Origin of the sequence: Actinoallomurus sp. NPDC052308 (assembly GCF_040679195.1) — a bacterium.
Lineage (GTDB): Bacteria > Actinomycetota > Actinomycetes > Streptosporangiales > Streptosporangiaceae > Actinoallomurus > Actinoallomurus liliacearum.
Genome location: NZ_JBFAUM010000003.1, coordinates 492963 through 505032, shown reverse-complemented (window position 1 = coordinate 505032; position 12070 = coordinate 492963). Strand labels below are relative to the sequence as shown.

The window sequence follows — 12070 nt, the reverse complement described above, 5'->3', positions numbered from 1 at the left end:
CCTGGGGTATTTGGCCCGTCGGTATTTGTCTGCTATGTTCGCCTAAGTCCGGCGGACGCCCCCCATGCGCCTCCCGGACGCCCGCCGGTGACGGCCGGCCCACCAGCGCGAACGGCGCGGCGCGAAGAAGCGTGTGAGGGCCTCCGTGAAGACCGGACGGTTCATATCCAATATCACGCCACTCCCGTGGAGAACCCTTTGATCCATATGGAGCGGGAGCGGCAACGTCGAGTCCGTGAAGATCACGGAGCCGGGGACCCACAAGAAGTCCCGGGGTGAATCGGTACACCTGTCGTGCCGTAGGGCGACTTCCACGCCCGAACCCGTCAGCTAACCCGGTAGGCGGCTGGAAGTAAGGAGCTTAAGAACCTCGTCCGCGAGTCCTCCCTGACCTGAATATCCGGTCGTTCGTCCCTCCCCTGGGACCGTACGGCCAGACCCTGTCTCTTTGTTCGTGCCGTCCGCGTAAGCGGGCGACCCGCTGAATCCGCACATCGCGGAACCGGGGACCCACAAGAAGTCCCGGGGTGAATCGGCACGTCTCTCGTGCCGTAGGGCAGCTTCCACGCCCGAACCCGTCAGCTAACCCGGTAAGCGGCATGGAAGCCGAAGGAGTACCCCCCGTGTCCCCTCGACACGCCAAACCCCGCTTTGCACCGAAGAAGTGCCTCACCGGCCTCGTCGCCGGTGCCGTGACCGCCGGCGCGGCGGCGATGGCCGTCGCCACCGCCGCGCCCGCCGTCTCCGCGCAGACCCCCACCGCGTCCCGCTCCGCCGCCCACCAGGCTGGTCAGGTACCCGCACCTGGTACGGGTAAGGCGAAGCACGCCCGCCCGGTGAACGACAACCCGCACATCAAGGTGCACACCGTCGCCGAGCAGAAGGCGAAGAAGCTGCCCACCGCGGCGGACGTCGTGAAGCTCGCCACCTCCCAGGTCGGCACGACCGAGGACGCGACCGGCGGCAGCAAGTTCAACCAGTGGTTCATGACCACCCCGTACGCCAAGGCCGGCGCCGCGCGCGACGGCGGGTCGGTCAACGACTACGCCAACGCCTCCTGGTGCGACATGTTCGTCACCTGGGTCGGCGACCAGCTCGGCGTCAAGGGCATGGGCGGCGACGCGTTCACCCCCTCCCACGCCAAGTGGTTCATCTCGCAGGGCCGCTGGGGCACCACTCCCAAGCCCGGCGCGGTCGTCTTCTTCTCCTGGAACGGCAGCGGCGTCGACAACATCGATCACGTGGGCCTGGTCATCAAGGACAACGGCGACGGAACGATCCAGACCGTCGAGGGCAACACGGACGACGCCGTGAAGGTCCGGACGCGTAACACCTCCACCGTCGTGGGTTACGGCTACCCGGAGTACCCCCAGTAATTCACCCGTCGGCGCGTGCCGTGCCGCCGTCGGCGACGCGGCACGTGCCGCCCCCTTCCCGGGTCGCTCCCCGGATCTCTCCTCACCCTCCCCCGGTACCTCCATGCCCTCATCCCCCTATGCCCCCATGCCCCCCGAAAGGAAAGCGATGATCAGGTTCTCGACCAAGGCCATCGCCGGTATCGCCGCCGGTGTCGCTCTCGCCGGCGGCGGCGTGACCACCGCCCTCGCCTACGGCGGTACCTCGGAGGCGGCGTCGGCGCCGCAGGCGCAGAACGCCCCCGCCCAGGCCGAGAAGCGCGTCGACAGCGCCGCCCAGGACCGGATGCTCGTGGCGGTCAAGAAGGACAAGGACCCCAAGAACGCCAAGAAAGACGCCAAGGCGGCGGCCCTGCCGGGTGGCGTCTCCACCGCCACGTCCTTCTGGGACCCCTCGACGGCGTCGGGCAAACCGATGTCGTACCACACGATCGCCAGCCCGTACTGGCCGCTCGGCACGAAGGTGAAGATCACCTACAACGGCAAGAGCGAGATCGGAGTCGTCGATGACTTCGGCCCTGCGGAGTGGGCGGTCGCCCAGCACAACCCGCCGGCGCTCATCGACCTGTCGGAGAAGATGATGCAGCACCTCACCGGCACCGCCTCGAACTCGATCACCATCAAGTTCCAGGTGCTGGAGCTGGGCAAGGGTGGCGTCTACCGCCACTCCGGCACCGGCTACGACACAGCCACCGGCAAGGCGTAACCCGCTCCCCCTCGCCTGCCGGCCGGACGGCGCGGGATCCCCTCTCGGGATCCCGCGCCGTTGTTCTGTCTCCGGTGACGAGGCTTGCCGGGAAGGAGTGAACTGAGGTTCAATCCTTGTGTGCCGTACCGCCGTACGCCCCGCGTCGAGGCCCGGCTCAGCGCGTCGCGGGAGCGCATCCGCGCCGCCGCGCTGGCCGTCGTGGCCGAGCGGGGCTACGCCGGATGTTCGATCGCCGCCGTCGCCCGGCGGGCGGGGGTGGCGACCGGCAGCGTCTACCGCCACTTCCCGTCGAAGTCCGAGCTGGTCGCCGAGGTGTTCCGGGTGGCCTCACAACGCGAGGTGGACGCGTTCGCGCGCGCCGCGTCGCCGGCGCGGCCGGCGGCCGAGAGCGTCGCGGCGGTGATCGAGACCTTCGCGGGCCGGGCCCTGCGCGCCCCCCGCATGGCGTACGCGCTCCTCGCCGAGCCGGTGGACCCCGCCGTCGACGCCGAGCGGCTGGTCTTCCGCCGGGCGTACGCCGCCGTCCTCGCCGGGCTCATCGGCCGCGGCATCGCCACCGGTGAACTCCCCGACCAGGACGTCGAGGTCAGCGCCGCCGCGCTCGTCGGCGCCATCGGCGAGGCCCTCGTCGGCCCGCTCGCGGTCGGCGCGACACGGCCCGCCGACCCGTATCCGCCCGCCGGCCCGGCCTCGCCGACCCGTACGGACGCGGCGGCGCGCGACCGGGTCCGGACCGACCTGATCTTCAATCTCACCTCCTTCGCCCAGCGCAGCATCGGAGCGGTCAGTGCCAACACATGAGGTCTTCAACCAGGTCCCGCCGCTCATCGGCCATGACGTGGCCGACGATCCGGCTCTTCTCGACGGGATCTTCCGGGAGGGCGGTGGCTGGGCGGCCGAGGCCGTCCACGAGCTGGGCCGGCTGGCCGGCACCGAGCAGGCCCGGGAATGGGGCCGGCTCGCCAACGAGCACCCGCCGGTGCTGCGGACCCACGACCGGTACGGCCGGCGCGTCGACGAGGTGGAGTTCCACCCGGCCTGGCATGAGCTGATGCGGGTCGCCGTCGGCCACGGGCTGCACGCCCGCGCCTGGACGGAACGCTCCGGGGCGCACGTCGCCCGCGCGGCCAAGTTCTACGTCTGGCGGGTCGACGCCGGGCACGGCTGCCCGATCTCGATGACCTACGCCGCCGTACCGGCGCTGCGCCACGCGCCCGAGCTGGCCCGGCAGTACGAACCGCTGCTGACGTCCGACACGTACGACTTCGGGCTACGGACCCCGGCGGACAAGCGCGGCATTCTCGCCGGCATGTCGATGACGGAGAAGCAGGGCGGGTCCGACGTCCGGGCGAACACGACGCGGGCGGTGCCGCAACCCGACGGCACGTACCTGCTGACCGGCCACAAGTGGTTCACGAGCGCGCCGATGTGCGACGTGTTCCTCGTCCTCGCGCAGGCGCCGGAGGGCCTCACCTGTTTCCTGCTGCCCCGCGTGCTGCCCGACGGCACCCGCAACGCCATCCGCCTGCAGCGGCTCAAGGACAAGCTGGGCAACCGTTCGAACGCGTCCGCCGAGGTCGAGTACGAGGAGGCGGTCGCCTGGCGCGTCGGCGACGAGGGGCGGGGCGTCCGCACCATCATCGAGATGGTCAACATGACCCGGCTCGACTGCGTCGTCGGCGCGGCCGCCGGGATGCGCGAGGGCCTCATCCAGGCCGCCCGCCACGCCGCGCACCGGCAGGCCTTCGGCCGGTACCTCGTCGACCAGCCGCTGATGCGCAACGTCCTGGCGGACCTGGCCGTCGAGTCGGAGGCGGCGACCGTGCTGATGCTCCGCCTGGCGGGGGCGACCGACCGGGGTGAGACCGCGTTCAAGCGGCTCGGGCTCGCCGTGAGCAAGTACTGGGTCTGCAAGCGCTGGCCCGCCCACGCCGCGGAGGCCCTGGAGTGCCTCGGCGGCAACGGCTACGTCGAGGACTCCGGCATGCCGCGGCTGTTCCGCGAGTCGCCGCTCAACGGGATCTGGGAGGGCTCGGGGAACGTCTCGGCACTCGACGTGCTCCGCGCCATGGTCAAGGAGCCGGAGACCGTCGAGACGTTCTTCGACGAGGTCGGCCTGGCCTCGGGCGCGGACGCCCGGCTGGACGCCGCCGTACGGGAGGTCAAGGACTCCCTCGCCGACGTCGCGACGATCGAGTTGCGCGCCCGGCGGATCGTGGAGCGCCTCGCCCTGGCGCTGCAGGGTTCGCTGCTGGTGCGGCACGGTCACCCGGCGGTCGCCGACGCCTTCTGCGCCTCCCGCCTGGACGGCGACTGGGGCCGGGCGTTCGGAACCCTGCCGGCCGGCGCCGACTTCGCCGCGATCATCGAACGGGCCCGCCCGAAGACCGGCTGACTCCGGTCGCCCGCGGCTTCGAAGGCCGGTCCCGCGGATGCCGGAGCCGCTCGCCACGGACGTGTCCCCGAGTCGCTCGCCACGGACGTGTCCCGGAGCCGCTCGCCATGGACGTGCACGGGCCCGCGGCCGGCCGAGGCCGCGGGCCCGTGATCTCACCGATCGGTCGCGCTCAGGCGATGCCGGGCAGCAGCGCCGCCGACCAGCTGAAGTTGGTGGAGTTCAGCGGCTCTCCGGTCAGCGGGTCGTAGTTCTCCATGATCGGACCGTCGCCGAGCAGACCGTCGGCCGACCGCCACAGCCGGTCCGCCGCCGCCGTGGCGTCCCTGCCGTAGCCGTACCGGCGCAGGCCGGCCAGCGCGAAGTACGCCTGGTCGAGCCAGACCGGCCCGCGCCAGTACTCCTGCGCGGCGAAGTACGGCGAGCTCTTGGCCACCGTCGGGAACGGCACCTTCGTGGCGAACTCCGCCGGGTCGGTCAGCCTGGCCCGGACCCGCGCCGCCTCGGCGTCGTCGGCGACGCCGGCCCACAGCGGGACGGCGCCCTCGATGCCCCGGCCCCGATCGACGAGCCGCCGGCCGGTGGTCAGGTCGGTGTCGTAGAAGAAGCCGGTCGCCGGGTCGTACATCTTGGCCCGGATGGTCGCGGCCAGCGTCCGCGCCTGCGCGGTGTACCGCGCGGCGTCCGCCCGGTGCCCGAGCCGCGCGGCGATGGCCGCCAGGTAGCCCTTCTCGGCGACGAGGTAGGAGTTCAGGTCGACCGACTCCTGGTTGAGCGAGTAGCCGACCAGGCGGCCGTTGGCGTCGCGGTTGTCCACCACGCTCGTGCCGAGCGCGGCGTCGAAGCGCGGGGCGTTGTCCATGCCGCTCTCCCAGGCCGCCGCCTGCCGCCGCTCCTCGGTGCTGTCGTTGGCCGGGTCGACGGTGGCGCCGTACTCGGCCAGGCCGTCGTGGTCGTGGTCCCGGTCGCGGTACCACCAGTCGTGGTAGGCGACCAGCTTCGGGTACATCTCCTTGAGGAACGCGGTGTCGCCGTTCGCCCGGTAGACCTCCCAGACCGCCCAGGCGGCCAGCGGCGGCTTGGAGTTGCGCTCGTTCCAGTTGCCGCCGCCGCGCGCCGGGTCGTTGTAGAAGACGCAGTCGGGGATCATCCCGGCGTCCTGCGGGCGGGTCGGCGAGTCGGGGCGGACCTGGTAGTCGAACATCGACCGGATCTGCGACTCGGCGAGCGCGGGCGCGAACCGGGCGGTGCCGACCGCCTGCTTCCAGGTGTCCCAGGCCCAGAGCCCGCCGGTGAACCACTTGTAGGTGATCGACGGGGTGACGCCGTCGTGCTTGAGCATCCCGGCCGCGCCGCGCCAGTTGGTGATCAGCGTCTCGACCGACTTGACCACGGCCCGGCGCCGGTCGGCGGGCACGCCCCGGGTCGCGGCGGTGACGTAGCCGCGCCAGCGCGCGTCACCCCGGGCGATGGCCTGCTCCGGCCGGCGCAGCAGGTCGCGCACGACCGGCGTCTCCCGGTCCCGCTCCGCGGCGGTGAAGGTGTAGGTCTCGGTCCAGGTCAGCGCGGTGGTGCGGTGCGGCGCGACCGTGCGCGGGCGGGCCAGCTCGGTGACGTACGAGTCGCCGGTGACCGTGGTGCGGACCGGCTCGGCGTGCACGACCTCGAACCGCTCGGTGCCGTCGGTGAGGTAGTCCCAGACCTTCCGGACCTTGGCGAAGTCGACGGCGACGCCCTGGCCGGTGGCGCGCAGCGACGGGGCGCCGCGCATCGGCTCGGTGTCCGGCCGCAGCAGCGCGCCGCTCCAGCCGACCTCCAGCGTGCGCGCGGTGGTGCCGGTGTTCTCCAGGTACGCCCGCACGAGCGCGCTGCGGTCACTGCCGAACCGCAGCTCCAGGGTGAGGCGCAGCCCGGGCAGGTCGTACGACTGGCGCAGCAGGCCGGGCAGCGCGGTCAGCACCGGCTTCTTCGCGGCGGCCAGGTCGATGTCCCGGCCGTTCTCCCGCAGCCGGATGCGGGAGAACGCCTTGCTCAGCCACCACGGGTACTCCTGGGCGATGTACATCGGCCCGGAGAACGCGCCGTACGTGGAGGGGTCCTTCGGCAGCGCGTAGGCGTGCCACGCGCCCTGGTCGGCGAACACGTTGATGTCGCTGACGTCGGCGGGCAGGGCGTTCGCGGGGACGCCGTGCAGGTCGAGCACGTCGGCGTACCCGGCGGGCCCGGCGGGTGGCGGCGCGGCCTGCGCGGCGGGCAGGGCGGTGATGACGAGGGCCGAGCCGAGCGAGAGCCCGGCCAGGGCGTGCAACGATCGACGCATGGTCACCTTTCGTGGGGATGGAGCGGCCGCTGGGGCGAGGCCGTCTTGAGCACCGCCGCCCCGAGCGCGGGCAGCCGGAGCGTGCCCCGCGCGGCGGTGCCGGTCAGCAGCTCGACCCCGTCGGGCACGGGCACGTCCGTGTCCGCGCCGCCGTGGTTGAGCAGGAAGAGGTAGGAGGCGTCCGGGCCGTCGCGGCGGGTGACCTCGACGCCGTCCGGGGCCGCCAGCACGGGCCGGACGCCCGCGTCGGCGAACACCGCGTCCAGCAGGACGCCGACGTCCTCGCCGAGGTGGCAGCCGACGTACCAGGCGCGGCCCGCGCCGTGGTCGTTGCGGGTGATCGCGGGGCGGCCGGTCAGGGGGCCGGCGGCGTACGCCCCGACCACCTCGGCCGTCGTCGCGGTCAGCCACTCGCTCCACAGCGTCGCCGTGAGGACCCGGTCGCCGGTCGCGACCTCGGTCGCGTCCCCGTCGGCGATCGGCCAGAACTCCTCGACGGCCACGCCGAGCAGGTCGCGGAGCGGGCCCGGGCAGCCGCCGTCGTGGATGTGGTCGTGCTCGTCGGCGACGCCGCTGAAGCAGCCGCAGACGAGCCGTCCGCCGCGTTCGACGTACGCGGTCAGCCACCGCGCGGTGGCCTCGGTCACCAGGTACAGGTTGGGGGCCAGGACGACGCGGTAGCCGTCGAGCGGCGCGCCGGGCGGCACGAAGTCCACGGTCACGTTGCGGGCGTGCGCCGGGGCGTACCACGAGGCGGTCAGCTCGCGCAGCCGTAGCCGCGACGACGGGTGCTCGTCCAGTTCCAGCGCCCACCAGGAGTCCCAGTCCAAGGCGATGGCGACGTCGGCGGTCAGCCGGCTGCCCGCGACCTCGCCGAGCCGGGCCAGCTCCCGGCCGAGCCCCACGGTGCCGGCCCAGCGCGGCGACGCGACGCCCCGGTGCGGCAGCAGTGCGCTGTGGAACTTCTCCGCGCCCGCCCGGGACGCCCGCCACTGGAAGTGCAGGACGCCGTCGGCGCCGCGCGCCACCGTCTGCAGTGACCACAGCCGCTGCAGCGCCGGGGTCTTCGGGACGTTGACGGGCCGCCAGCTCACCCCCGAGGGCGCCTGCTCCATCAGCAGCCACGGCCGGCCGCCCTTGAGCGAGCGCATCAGGTCGTAGTTCAGCGCCGCGCCGACGTGCGCCGCCGGGTCGGCCGGGTCGGGGTAGGCGTCGTCGGACACCAGGTCCTCCTCCGCGGCCCAGGCCCAGTAGTCCAGCGCCTTGAACATCGACATGAAGTTCGTGGTCACCGGCACGTCGCCGCGGACCTCGTCGAGCACCGCCTTCTCGGCCCGGTGGCAGGCCAGCAGCGCGTCGGAGCAGAACCGCCGCCAGTCCAGCACCTGGGTGGGGTTGACGGGGCCGGGCGCGGCGCGCGGCGGCTCGATCTCCTCCCAGGCGCCGTACCGCTGGGACCAGAAGGCGGTGCCCCACGCGGCGTTCAGATCCGTCAGGTCGGCGTACCGCTCCCGCAGCCAGCGCCGGAAGTCGGCGGCCGAGGTCGGGCAGAAGCACTCGGTGACGTGGTCGCCGTACTCGTTGTGGACGTGCCAGAGGGCGAGCGCCGGATGGTCGTGGTAGCGCTCGGCGATCGCCCGCGCGAGCCGTACGGCCGCCCGCCGGTAGACCGGCGAGGACGGGCAGTAGTGCTGCCGCGAGCCGAACTCCAGGCGCACGCCCTCGGCGGTGACCGGCAGCACCTCCGGGTGCGCGCGGACCAGCCAGGCGGGCGGCGACGCGGTGGCGGTGGCCAGGTCGACGCCGAGGTCGTTCGCGGCGAGCAGGTCCAGCAGCCGGTCGAACCAGCCGAAGTCCCAGGTGTCGGGGCCGGGCTGCAGCCGCGCCCAGGAGAACACTCCCACCGTGACCAGGTTGACCCCGGCCTCCTTCATCAGCCGGACGTCCTGCTCCCACACCTCCTCGGGCCACTGCTCGGGGTTGTAGTCGCCGCCGTACAGCAGGCCCGGAATCCGGGTCAGGCGACCGTCGGTCCGTGTCATCCCTTTACCGCCCCTCCGAGCAGCCCGGACACGAACTGCTTCTGGAAGATGAAGAAGACGAGCATCAGCGGCAGCGTCGCCAGGAACGAGCCGAGGATCAGCCCGGAGTAGTCGACGTGGCTCTGCCCGACGAGGGTGTACAGCGCGACCGGCGCGGTGTACTTGTCCTCGGTGTTGAGCATCAGCAGCGGCCACAGGAAGGAGTTCCACTGGCTCATGAACGTGAAGATGGCCAGCGCGCCGAGCTGGGGGCGCACCACCGGCAGCACGATCCGGTAGAAGACGCGCAGGTCGCCGGCGCCGTCCATGCGGGCCGACTCGATCAGCTCGTCGGGGAAGTCGAGGAACGCCTGGCGCATCAGGAAGATGCCGAACGAGTTGGCCAGGAACGGGATGATGACCGCCTGGTACGTGTCGATCCAGCCGAGGTTCGACATCATCTGGAACAGCGGGACGAGCAGCACCTGGAACGGGATCATCATGGTCGCCAGCACCAGGCCGAGCAGCAGCCCGCGGCCGCGGAACCGGTACTTCGCCAGGCCGTACCCGCACATCGCGGAGATCACCGAGCTGACCACGGTGTAGACGACCGCGACGCCCAGGCTGTTGGCCATCACCCGGGCGAAGCCGATCGAGTGCTGCAGCGACACGAGGTTGTGCAGCAGCCGGCCGCCCGGCAGGAACGGCGGCGGGGAGCGGAACAGCTCGTCGTTGTCCCGGGTGGAGGCCACCACCATCCAGTAGAACGGCACGATGCTGACCACCGCGCCGGCGGCGAGGAACAGGTAGCCGACCGCGCGGCCGAGCAGGCGCGGGCGCAGAGTGCGGGTCGTCGTGGTCATCGGCGCGACCGGTCCTTTCCGAGGAAGCGGAACTGGACGAACGAGATCAGCCCGATCAGCAGGACGACGACCCAGGCGATCGCGGCCGCGTAGCCGAAGTCGAGCTGCTCGAAGCCGACCTTGTACAGGTAGAGGACGGGCGTCATCGTGGCGTTGCCCGGCCCGCCCTTGGTCAGCACGTAGTTCTCGTCGAACAGCTGCAGGGTGCCGATGGTCGAGGTGACCGAGCAGAACAGGATCACCGGCCGCAGCTGCGGGACGATCACGCGGGTGAACGTCGTGAAGGCGCCCGCGCCGTCGATGGCCGCCGCCTCGTACTGCTCGCGGCCGATGCCCTGCAGCCCGGCCAGGAGGATCACCGCGTTGTAGCCGGTCCACCGCCAGGTGATCGAGCCGATCAGCGCAAGCCGGGCCCAGCCGGGGCTGTTCAGCCAGTCCACCTCGGGCAGGCCCACGGCGTGCAGCGTCTGGTTCACCATGCCGCCGTCGGTCTTCAGCAGCACGCGGAACACGACCGAGTAGGCGACCAGCATGGTCACGGCCGGCAGGAAGTAGGCGATGCGCCAGGTCGACCGGAACCGCAGCCACGACCGGTTCAGCCCGTACGCCAGCGACAGCCCCAGGCCGATCATGAGGGGGACCTGCACGACGAGGATGAGCCCGGTGTTGCGCAGCGACGCCCAGAAGACCGGGTCGTGCAGCATCCGCCGGTACTGGGCGAACCCGACCCAGGTCTGCACGCCGTCGCGGTCGGCGGTGAAGCTCTGGTAGACGCTCGCCAGCAGCGGATAGGCGAAGAAGAGGACGAAGAGCGCGGCGGCCGGCCCGGCGAAGATCCACGGAGTCAGGCGTGGCAGGCCGCGCCGCCCCTCGCCCCGGCCGGGCCGCCGCCCGGCCGGGGCGGGCGCGCGCACGGCCTCCCGTGTCACGTCGACGGTCACGGCGTCACCCCACCGCGCGGCCGGTCGCGGCGGCGATCTGCTGCGCCGCCGAGTTCAGCGCCTTCTGCGGATCGTCGTGGTGCAGCACGATGCCGGAGACGGTGCCGTTGACGATGTCGGACGCCTTCGACCCGTCCTTGGTGTACTCCACCGGCGGCACGGTCCGCTCCAGGTCGGCGAACGTCTTGAAGACCGGCCGGCCGCCGTAGTAGTCCTGCGGCGCGCTGACGTACGGGTCGTTCAGCGCGGGCAGGAAGGCCGGGAAGAGCCCTTCGTTCTTCAGCATGGACGCCTGGTTGGCGGCATTGGCCAGCGCGAACTCGACGAACGCCCACGCGGCCTGGGGGTTCTTCGTCTGGCCGGCGACCGCGAGGGTCGAGCCGCCGTCGTTGGACGTGCGCACGCCGCCGGCGTCGAAGGCGGGCAGCGGGACGACGCCGAACTTGCCCTTCAGCTCCTTCATCTCGTCGGTGAGGGTGCCGGACCACCAGACGGCGTACGGGGTGGTGGCGACCTTGCCCGCCTTGGTGGCGGCGACCAGGCCGTCCCAGCCCTTCTCGAAGTCGACCAGTCCCTTGTCGGCGAGCGTCTTCAGCAGCGTCGCGGCGCGGACGGCCTGCTGATCGGCCACCGCGACCTTGCCGTCCTTGAAATACCGCTGGCCCTGCTGCTGGAGCAGCATCGGGAACATGCTGTCCTCGGCGGGGTCCATCACGAGCAGCTTCTTGCCGGTCTTGGCCTTGATCTGCTCGCCGGCGCGCACGTAGTCGTCCCACGTGTGGATCGAGGCCGGGTCGACGCCGGCCTGCTGGAACAGGTCCGTCCGGTAGAACAGCGCGCAGGGACCGCTGTCCCACGGCAGCGCGAACACCCGGCCCCGCTCGTCGGTGACGTTCGCCCAGGTCGCGGGGGCGAAACTCGGCTTGTAGCGACCGGCCAGGGACGTCAGGTCGTACAGCCCGCGCGGGAAGTTGCCTATGTAGCTGGGCAGCTTGCTGCCCTCGACGGTGAGCACGTCGGGGAGGCCCTGCCCGGACCGCATGCCGACGGTGATCTTGTCGTACGCGTTGTCGTAGCCGATGTCGACGACCTTGACCTGCACGCCGGGGTGCTGCTGCTCGAAGGCGGGCGCGAGCCGTTTGAGCGCCTTGGCGGCGACGTCCCACGACCACACGGTGACGTCGCCCTTGAGCGCGACGGCCGAGCCGGACTTCAGCGCGGGGCCGGGCCTGCGGGCCGTCCCCCCGGTGGCGCAGCCGCTCACCGCGAGCAGTACCGACATCACGCCGGCGAACCCGGCGGTCAACGCTGACCGCCGATTCAGGCTCGTCGCCATCTTGCCTCCCAGGACTGGTATGAAGAATGCTGTATACAGCACACTGCATCATGTGCTTTCGTCAAGAGGG

Annotated in this window: 9 protein-coding genes and 2 riboswitches; of the genes, 4 read left to right on the top strand and 5 right to left on the bottom strand. The window is 71.8% G+C overall.

What is annotated here, in order from left to right; all coding sequences use genetic code 11:
- Window positions 1-215 precede the first annotated feature (215 nt).
- A riboswitch (cyclic di-AMP (ydaO/yuaA leader) is annotated at window positions 216-362 on the top strand.
- Window positions 363-469: 107 nt separating this feature from the next.
- A riboswitch (cyclic di-AMP (ydaO/yuaA leader) is annotated at window positions 470-611 on the top strand.
- 12 nt (window positions 612-623) lie between these two features.
- The 4 genes from AB0L00_RS13685 to AB0L00_RS13670 all read left to right on the top strand — a co-directional run bounded on the left by AB0L00_RS13685 (window position 624) and on the right by AB0L00_RS13670 (window position 4519).
- Window positions 624-1376 (top strand): CHAP domain-containing protein, encoded by a 753-nt coding sequence (locus AB0L00_RS13685; RefSeq protein ID WP_364432769.1) that lies wholly within the window; start codon window positions 624-626, stop codon window positions 1374-1376.
- Window positions 1377-1524: 148 nt separating this feature from the next.
- On the top strand, window positions 1525-2121 hold the full coding sequence (locus tag AB0L00_RS13680) for a hypothetical protein (protein WP_364432767.1): 597 nt from the start codon (window positions 1525-1527) through the stop codon (window positions 2119-2121).
- Between the two features lie 120 nt (window positions 2122-2241).
- Window positions 2242-2925 carry a TetR/AcrR family transcriptional regulator gene (locus AB0L00_RS13675; RefSeq protein WP_364432764.1) on the top strand — a complete coding sequence of 228 codons (684 nt, stop codon included), beginning with the start codon at window positions 2242-2244 and terminating at the stop codon, window positions 2923-2925.
- Window positions 2912-4519, top strand: coding sequence for an isovaleryl-CoA dehydrogenase (locus tag AB0L00_RS13670; RefSeq protein WP_364432761.1), 1608 nt, complete (start codon window positions 2912-2914; stop codon window positions 4517-4519). Before AB0L00_RS13675 ends, AB0L00_RS13670 begins: the two co-directional genes overlap by 14 nt.
- A gap of 172 nt (window positions 4520-4691) precedes the next feature.
- Here AB0L00_RS13670 and AB0L00_RS13665 read toward each other — a convergent pair whose 3' ends face one another.
- From AB0L00_RS13665 to AB0L00_RS13645, 5 genes are read right to left on the bottom strand one after another with little or no spacing between them, the layout of a single operon-like run.
- Entirely contained in the window at window positions 4692-6839 is a 2148-nt protein-coding gene (locus tag AB0L00_RS13665) for a trehalase family glycosidase (protein ID WP_364432758.1), read from the bottom strand.
- A 2-nt stretch (window positions 6840-6841) separates the two neighbouring features.
- Complete coding sequence (locus AB0L00_RS13660; protein WP_364432755.1) at window positions 6842-8881, bottom strand: beta-galactosidase; 2040 nt, start codon at window positions 8879-8881, stop codon at window positions 6842-6844.
- The gene (locus tag AB0L00_RS13655; protein WP_364432752.1) at window positions 8878-9723 is read right to left on the bottom strand and encodes a carbohydrate ABC transporter permease; all 846 of its coding nucleotides are present in this window, start codon (window positions 9721-9723) and stop codon (window positions 8878-8880) included. The genes AB0L00_RS13660 and AB0L00_RS13655 overlap by 4 nt, the downstream gene beginning before the upstream one ends.
- Complete coding sequence (locus AB0L00_RS13650) at window positions 9720-10664, bottom strand: sugar ABC transporter permease (protein WP_364432749.1); 945 nt, start codon at window positions 10662-10664, stop codon at window positions 9720-9722. The genes AB0L00_RS13655 and AB0L00_RS13650 overlap by 4 nt, the downstream gene beginning before the upstream one ends.
- Before the next feature lie 4 nt (window positions 10665-10668).
- Window positions 10669-12000 (bottom strand): sugar ABC transporter substrate-binding protein, encoded by a 1332-nt coding sequence (locus AB0L00_RS13645; RefSeq protein WP_364432747.1) that lies wholly within the window; start codon window positions 11998-12000, stop codon window positions 10669-10671.
- Window positions 12001-12070: the final 70 nt, after the last annotated feature.